Source organism: Pseudomonas sp. ICMP 460, from assembly GCF_002723595.1.
GTDB classification, from domain to species: domain Bacteria; phylum Pseudomonadota; class Gammaproteobacteria; order Pseudomonadales; family Pseudomonadaceae; genus Aquipseudomonas; species Aquipseudomonas kitaguniensis.
The window spans coordinates 119,392-126,260 of the sequence record NZ_LKBR01000015.1 but is presented as its reverse complement, the minus strand read 5'-3'; the positions used below and the strand labels follow the sequence as shown (position 1 = coordinate 126,260).

Annotated in this window: 8 protein-coding genes; 3 read left to right on the top strand and 5 right to left on the bottom strand. The window is 61.0% G+C overall.

Features of this window, described 5'->3' with window-relative positions:
• Positions 1–224: 224 nt before the first annotated feature.
• Positions 225–1,436, bottom strand: a complete 1,212-nt coding sequence (gene alaC, locus AO240_RS13365; protein WP_099236883.1) for an alanine transaminase — start codon at positions 1,434–1,436, stop codon at positions 225–227.
• A 196-nt stretch (positions 1,437–1,632) separates the two neighbouring features.
• On the opposite strand from alaC, the gene AO240_RS13360 reads away from it, so the two are divergent.
• Positions 1,633–2,112 carry a GyrI-like domain-containing protein gene (locus tag AO240_RS13360; protein ID WP_099236882.1) on the top strand — a complete coding sequence of 160 codons (480 nt, stop codon included), beginning with the start codon at positions 1,633–1,635 and terminating at the stop codon, positions 2,110–2,112.
• 46 nt (positions 2,113–2,158) lie between these two features.
• Here AO240_RS13360 and AO240_RS13355 read toward each other — a convergent pair whose 3' ends face one another.
• Positions 2,159–2,692 (bottom strand): N-acetyltransferase, encoded by a 534-nt coding sequence (locus AO240_RS13355; protein WP_099236881.1) that lies wholly within the window; start codon positions 2,690–2,692, stop codon positions 2,159–2,161.
• 81 nt (positions 2,693–2,773) lie between these two features.
• Positions 2,774–3,628 carry a LysR family transcriptional regulator gene (locus AO240_RS13350; protein ID WP_099236880.1) on the bottom strand — a complete coding sequence of 285 codons (855 nt, stop codon included), beginning with the start codon at positions 3,626–3,628 and terminating at the stop codon, positions 2,774–2,776.
• Between the two features lie 88 nt (positions 3,629–3,716).
• Between AO240_RS13350 and AO240_RS13345 the strand changes: the two genes are divergently transcribed.
• Positions 3,717–4,229 (top strand): multidrug/biocide efflux PACE transporter, encoded by a 513-nt coding sequence (locus tag AO240_RS13345; protein ID WP_099236879.1) that lies wholly within the window; start codon positions 3,717–3,719, stop codon positions 4,227–4,229.
• Here AO240_RS13345 and AO240_RS13340 read toward each other — a convergent pair.
• Positions 4,128–4,886 carry an SDR family NAD(P)-dependent oxidoreductase gene (locus AO240_RS13340; RefSeq protein WP_099236878.1) on the bottom strand — a complete coding sequence of 253 codons (759 nt, stop codon included), beginning with the start codon at positions 4,884–4,886 and terminating at the stop codon, positions 4,128–4,130. The two genes, AO240_RS13345 and AO240_RS13340, sit on opposite strands and share 102 nt — an antisense overlap.
• A 106-nt stretch (positions 4,887–4,992) precedes the next feature.
• Here AO240_RS13340 and AO240_RS13335 point away from each other — a divergent pair, with 106 nt between their 5' ends.
• Positions 4,993–5,889: a LysR family transcriptional regulator gene (locus tag AO240_RS13335; RefSeq protein WP_099236877.1), complete on the top strand. Its 897-nt coding sequence runs from the start codon at positions 4,993–4,995 to the stop codon at positions 5,887–5,889.
• Here the strand turns inward: AO240_RS13335 and AO240_RS13330 are convergent.
• A complete protein-coding gene (locus AO240_RS13330; protein WP_099236876.1) occupies positions 5,886–6,803 on the bottom strand; it encodes a LysR family transcriptional regulator in 918 nt (305 codons plus the stop codon). The two genes, AO240_RS13335 and AO240_RS13330, sit on opposite strands and share 4 nt — an antisense overlap.
• Positions 6,804–6,869: the final 66 nt, after the last annotated feature.

The window sequence follows — 6,869 nt, the reverse complement described above, 5'->3', positions numbered from 1 at the left end:
CCCAAAGAGTGGCTGGAAGGCAAAGCCGCGAATGCTCACGTGTCGACGGATCGGGTACTCAAGGCAGCTAAGCTCAAAAGACCTTGAAAGGGCTGGCTGTAAAAGCGAAACCGATACAAGCCATAAACCCAATACCGGATATATACCCAACCTAAAGAACACCCCAAGCCCGCTCGCCGCGCCACAGCGCTACATCAAAGATGCAGTTCCACAGTTGCATCGGCTCAGGCTTTGGCAATCAACCCGTCTGCCCTGAACATCCCGCGAATACCGCGCACCGCCTGGCGAATCCGGTCCTGGTTCTCGATCAACGCAAAGCGCACATGATCATCGCCATACTCACCAAAGCCAATCCCCGGCGACACACACACCTTGGCTTCCAACAGCAACTTCTTGGCAAATTCCAGCGAGCCCATGGCGGCATACGCCTCCGGGATTTTTGCCCACACGTACATCGATGCCTTTGGATTTTCGACCATCCAGCCCAACTCATGCAGGCCTTTTACCAGCACGTTGCGGCGCTGACGGTACTGCTCGGCAATGTCTTTCACGCACTGTTGGTCGCCTTCCAGCGCGGCAATCGCCGCCACTTGCAGCGGGGTGAAGGTGCCGTAGTCGTGGTAGCTCTTGATCCGCGCCAGCGCATTGACCAGCTCCGGGTTACCGACCATAAAACCAATGCGCCAGCCAGCCATGTTGTAGCTCTTGGACAGGGTGAAAAACTCCACCGCAATGTCCTTGGCGCCGGGCACTTGCATGATCGAGGGGGCTTTCCAGCCGTCGTAAACGATGTCGGCGTAGGCCAAATCGTGTACCACCAGCACGTCGTATTGCTTGGCGAGGGCGATCACCCGCTCGAAGAAATCCAGCTCCACGCACTGCGCGGTCGGGTTGGACGGGAAGCCCAGAATCATCATCTTGGGTTTGGGAATCGACCCGCGAATCGCCCGTTCCAGCTCGTCGAAAAAGTCCACACCGGGCACCAGCGGCACTGAGCGCACTTGGGCGCCGGCAATCACCGCACCGTAGATGTGAATCGGGTAGCTGGGGTTCGGCACCAAAACCGTGTCGCCCTGGTCCAGGGTAGCCAGCATCAAGTGCGCCAGGCCTTCCTTGGAACCGATGGTCACGATGGCTTCGGTTTCCGGGTCGATGTCCACTGCATAGCGGTCCTTGTACCAGCGCGAAATGGCCCGGCGCAGGCGCGGAATACCCTTGGACGTGGAGTAGCCGTGCGTGTCTTCACGCTGGGCGACGGTGACCATTTTCTCGACGATATGCGGTGGCGTGGGGCCGTCAGGGTTACCCATGCTTAAGTCGATGATGTCTTCGCCGCGCCGACGCGCAGCCATCTTCAGCTCGGCAGTGATATTAAACACGTAAGGGGGGAGTCGATCGATGCGCGCAAAGCGGCGCGGCAAACCTTGGTTAGCCATTGTTGCCTCAAGAATACGTAAGCGCCCGGAACCGTCCGAGCGACGTCGGCCACTGCGGTGGCCTGCGGGGCTGACAATACGGTCGATGATGGCCAGTTGTCCAGATGGCACAGCAAAATTTCTGCTTGGAGTACAGCGCGCACTTGCCCCTATACTCGGTACGGGTTTGTGCCCTAACAAGAAGGAGACTGTTCAGATGGATCAGCAGACAAAACAACCGTTAGCGCCGCGCATGGAAGACGGCAAAGCCTTGGTGATTGCCGGTGTACAAGGGCGTTATTCAAAGGCCACCGTGGGTGATATTCCCAAGTTGTGGGAATTGTTTGATACCTGCATCAAGGACATCAAAAAGCGTGTCGGCGGCGTGACGTATGGCGTGTGCCATAACCCCCACCATGACGAATTTGATTACATGGCCGGGGTTGAAGTACCCGCCAAAGGCGACGTGCCGAGCAACTTCGAATACATCGAAATCCCGCCGCATCACTACGCAGTGTTCCCGCACTACGGCGCGGTGCAGGCGCTTGCGCAGACCTACGAACGCATCATGTTCGAGTGGTTGCCGCACTCGGGCTACAAGGTGGCCGGGGCGGATTTCGAGCGCTACAGCGCAGATTTTGACGGGAAGAAGGGCACCGGGACGGTAGAGGTCTGGTTGCCGATTGAAGCCAGGTAACGCCACAGCTTGGGCGACCTGCTTTTGGCCAGTGGGCTGTTGTTGCTTACTGGCCCAAGGAGTTTTGTGGCGCGCGGGCGGGCGTGCCCGCTCGCCCCAATGCGAGCGTCAGCCGGCGCTCATACCCAACCCGCGCCTTATAGGCCTCCCCGCAGTCCACCCACCCGGCCTTCAGGTACAAGCTCATCGCCGCCACATTGTCGGTGTCCACCGACAACTCCAGCGCCTGGATCTGCGGCCACGTTTGCCGCGCCGCTTCGGGCAGCGCCTGCAGGCAGGCTTTGCCGAAGCCACGGCCCTGTTGATGTCGATCCACCTGCAACGCGTGCAGCGTGGCACTCTGTTCGTCGGCCCAATGCGGCAGGCACGGTGGGCGTTTGAGTAGCAGGAACGCCACCGGAATGTCCTCGGCGAGCAGGACGAAGCCCTTGATGCCGGGGCTGGGGTTGACCAACAAGCTGTTCAGCGCGCAATAAATATCGCCGGAAAACCCCAGTTGCTCGGGGTGCACTTGCAGCACGTCGAGCTGCTGCTTTTGCACAGGGCTCAGCGTCTCATAAGGGACGAGGCGGGTTTCCATCGGTGGCGCATCCGAAATCCTACAAAGGTGCGCGGATTCTAGCCGGTTTGCCCAAGGCGATAGTGTTTTTCAGCGGACGCCTTATTCCAGCATTTTGCCGAGTAACCAGCTCCCTGCCGGCCCCGGCGGGTGATGCCGTGACCACAGTGCATCGACCGCTACCGAGCACGGCCAACCGCGCGCCTTGAGTTCGACCAGGCGGCCGCCATCGAAGCGCTCCACCAGCCAGCGTGGCAACGGCGCCCAGCCGAAGCCCAGTTGCGCCATTTCCATCAGCATCAAATAACTCGGCGCCGACCACACACGGCCGCTGGCACGGGTTTCGTTCGGGTTAATGATGCTCGCCAGGCGCAGCTCGCGGTGCTGCTGCAAGGTGTACGCGGTGAGGTTTTTCAGGCTGGCCAGCGGGTGTTGCGGCGCGACAAACAGGGCGATTTCCGTGCGTTCTTCGACTGGCGAACCGGTGAGGTCGGGTGGGTAGCTGCCCTGTTGCTCGATAAACGCCACCTGCGCTCGGCCGCTCTGCACCAGCGCAATCAAGTCTTCGCACTCGGCGATCAGGCATTCCAGCTCAAGGTCCGGGTAGCGTTGCTCAAAGGCTTTAAGCGCGATTTCAAAACGGTCGGACTGGTAAGTGTCCGACATCGCAACGGTCAGTTTCGGCTCCAGGCCTTGTGACAATTGGCTCGCCGTCAGTTCAAGCCGGCTGCTGGCCTCCAGCACCTGCTCGGCCCGTTGCAACAACACATGGCCAGCGGGCGTGAGTGTCGGCTTGCGGCTGCTGCGATCAAACAGCACCACGTTGAGGTCAATCTCCAGGCTGGCCACCGCCGCACTGATGGTCGACTGGCTTTTGCCCAGCTTGCGCGCCGCCGCCGAAAACGAGCCTTGAGTCGCGGCCTGCACAAACGCCTGCAGCACTTCGTGGGAGGCCATGACTATCGCCTTGATCGATGGTTATTGGTTATGAAGTATCGAGCCTGCGGGTAATGATGGCAACCCTCTTCACTCACGGAGCCGGGTCATGAGCCCTACCAAATCGATTACTGAACGCGTTTGCCAAGCCATTGGTTTTGAGGCGCTGGCGTTGCTGATCTGCACCCCGTTGTTGGCGTGGATCATGCGCAAGCCCGCCCTGGAAATGGGCATGGTCACCCTGGCGATCAGCCTGATGGCATTGGCCTGGAACGTGATTTTCAACGGCCTGTTCGACCGCCTGAAGGCGCGCCTGCAGCTGGCCAACAATGGCTGGACGCGCGTGCTGCACGCCGCGTTGTTCGAAGGCGGCCTGATCCTGGTGTGCGTGCCATTGATAGCCGCATGGCTGAACATCAGCCTGATGCAGGCGTTTATTCTGGACATAGGTGTGCTGCTGTTTTTCCTGCCGTACACCTATGTGTATCACTGGGGCTATGACGTATTGCGCGAAAAGCGCTTACAAAAACATGCCGCCCGAGGCCTCGATCCGCTGCCCGGTAATCCAGTGGCTGCCGTCGGCGAGCAGGCTGGCAATCGCCCCGCCAATATCGTCCGGTAAGCCGGCGCGGCCCAACGCCGTGTTCGTTGCCACCATGGCGTTGAGGTTGGCATTGTCGCGCACGGCACCGCCGCCGAAGTCGGTTTCAATCGCGCCAGGCGCCAGAATATTAACGCTGATGCCGCGCGCGCCGAGCTCCTTGGCCTGGTAGCGGGTCAGCACTTCCATCGCGCCTTTCATGGCGGCATAGGCGGCGTAGCCGGGCAGGCTGAAGCGTGCCAGGCCGCTGGAAATATTCAGGATGCGGCCACCGTCGCGGATCAGCGGCAAGAGCTTTTGGGTCAAGAAAAACGGGCCTTTGAACTGGATCGCCAGCAGCTGATCGAACTGCGCTTCGGTGGTTTCGGCGAAGCTTGCGTGAATGCCAATACCGGCGTTATTGATCAGAAAGTCGAAATGCTCCTGTGCGAAAACCTCCTTGAGCACGCGGGCAACGTCGTCACCGAAACCCGCGAAGGTTGCGCTTTGGCTCACGTCCAACTGCAGCATCGCCGCGCGACCGCCCAACTGCTCGATCTGCGCCACCAGCGCCTGCGCTTCGTCGGCCTTGCTGTGGTAAGTGCCAACAATGTCGACGCCGTGTGCCGCCAGGTGCAGTGCGGCGCTTTTGCCCAGGCCGCGGCTGGCGCCAGTGATCAGTGCGATTTTGCGAGTCATGGTGTATTTCCCTGTGAGTGGTGGTGGGGCGCAGTGTATTTGTCCGCTCCTAACGTGATAAACAGGGCGCTATCGGAATCACTGGCCGGATAAGGCGAACAATCCCATGAACAAACTGGAACTGCTGCGCACCTTTGTGCGGGTCACTGAGCTGTCGAGTTTTACCCAAGCGGGCGAGAGCCTCGGGCTGCCGCGCTCGACCGTGTCGGAGCACGTGCAGGCGCTCGAAGAATTGCTCGGCGCGCGGCTGTTGCAGCGCACCACACGCAAGGTGCAGGCCACTCAGGACGGGCGGGTTTTGTACGAGCGCAGCAAAGATGTGCTGGCGCACATGGAGGAACTTGAAGGCCTGTTCCGCCAGGACGAAGCGCAACTCAACGGGCGCATTCGCGTCGACATGCCCAACGTGATGGCGCGGGATTTGATCTTGCCGCGCCTGCCGCACTTTATGCAGGCGCACCCATTGATCGAGCTGGAGATCAGCACCACCGACCGCCAGGTCGACCTGCTCGCCGAAGGTTTTGATTGCGTGCTGCGGGTCGGCGCGCAACCGGACCAGTCGGTGGTGGCGCGGCTGCTGTGCAGCATGCCGATGATCAACTGTGTCAGCGCCGAATACGTGCAGCGTTATGGCCGGCCCGAGACGCTGGCCGACCTGGCGAACCATCAATTGGTGCATTACGTGCGCCCGTTGGGTTCGCGCTCGGCGGGGTTTGAATACCAGCTCGGCAACAAGGTGCACCGCGTGCCGATGGCGGGGCGCGTCACCGTCAATAGCACCGATGCGTACAAATCGGCGTGCCTGGGCGGCTTCGGCATTATCCAGGTGCCGGTGTTGGGGATGCGTGACTTACTCGACAGCGACGAGCTGGTAGCGGTGTTACCGGGCTACCCGGCGCCAGCGCTGGACGTGTCGTTGCTGTACGCCGGGCAACGGCACCTGCCACAGCGGGTGCGGGTGTTTATGGACTGGCTGGCCGCCACCTTGCAATCGCAGCTCTAACGTCGCGCCGACAACTGTTGCGGCGCCAGGAAGGCGTCGTGGAAGTAATCCCGAAACGCCTGCATGGCCGGGGTAAACGCCCGCTCGCGGTGCCAGGCCAGGCCGACGCTCATCGGTGTGACCGGGTCGGTGACGGTCAGGGTTTCGATGCGTTTGCCTTCCAGCGACCAAGGCCGGTGAACCAGGTCTGACAGAATCGCCACGCCGCTGCCATTGGCGACCATGCTGCGCACCGCCTCCACCGAACTGGTGCGCAGCCGCACCTTGGGCGTTTGCCTGGCCTGTTCCCAATAGCGCATGGCGCTGTGTTCGGCTTCATCGACGGTGAGCAAAATGTACGGCTCTTGCGCCACATCCGCCAGGCTCACCGCGCCGCGCTCGCACAACGGGTGATGGCTCGGCAGCCAGAGGCGGCGTTCCGAATTGAACAAGATTTCCGAGACAATATCCGCGTGAGTGAGGTTGGCGGTCAGCACCACGGCCATGTCGAACTGGCCGTCGAGCAGGCCGTGCTCAATGGCCTGGCGTTCCTGCTCGAACACCTCGATGCTCACGTCCGGGTGCCAGTGTTCCATGCGCTGCAAGTGGTGCGGCAAAAAATAGCCGAGCACCGTGTAACTGGCAGCAATACGCAGCACGCCGCTGGCGCGGTAATCCGGCAGCGGGCTGTTCAACGCGTCGTCGACGCTGCGCAGGATCACATACGCCCGGTTGAGAAAATGCCGCCCGGCGTCGTTCAGGTTCATGCCCTGCGCCGAGCGCACGAACAACTGCACGCCGAGCATGGCCTCCAATTCCTTGATCGCCGTGGTCACCGCCGACTGCGAGATGTTCAGGTGAATCGCCGCCTGGGAAATCTGCCCGATTTCAGCGGTGGCGACGAAGTAGCGAATTTGGCGCAAGGTCAATGACATCCAACTCTCCCAACTGATGGCTCCACGCACTGCGCGCCTTTGCTGCTCGTTCCCGCGCTTCGCTGC